The sequence below is a fragment of the Dellaglioa sp. CoH-57-MRSF-16 genome (genome assembly GCF_056782055.1).
Window position 1 is genome coordinate 1 of the sequence record NZ_JBXAXZ010000089.1, and the last position, 379, is coordinate 379.

Consider the following 379-nt stretch of genomic DNA (forward strand, 5'->3'; position numbering starts at 1 on the left):
GCTCCTTAATTTTCGCTCAGCATTTAAATATGGTCGGAGTGACAGGATTCGAACCTGCGACCCTCTGATCCCAAATCAGATGCGCTACCGGGCTGCGCTACACTCCGTTATTCTTTACTGACAGGACTCGCAAATGCCGTCGTCCTGATCCTGAGGCTTGATGCCTGACAGGAAATCGTCTTCTTCCTCGACGGGCGTCTCCGCTTCATGAGCGATATGCTTCTCAAGGAATTCAATCAGCTGTGGGCGGCGCTTGGCACCGGTAGCAGTCGCGATCTCAACACCGTCCTTGAACAGCGTGAGCTGCGGGATACCACGGACACCGAACTTTTCCGGCACCCGCGTGTTCTCGTCAACGTTCAGCTTATTGAACTTGACT

Annotated in this window: 1 protein-coding gene and 1 tRNA gene; both read right to left on the reverse strand. The window is 53.6% G+C overall.

What is annotated here, in order from left to right; all coding sequences use genetic code 11:
- Positions 1-30: 30 nt before the first annotated feature.
- Positions 31-107 (reverse strand) — tRNA-Pro (locus tag AC1RPH_RS07980).
- A gap of 7 nt (positions 108-114) precedes the next feature.
- The coding region (locus tag AC1RPH_RS07985; protein ID WP_481762054.1) for a thioredoxin family protein at positions 115-379 on the reverse strand (265 nt) is incomplete at its 5' end.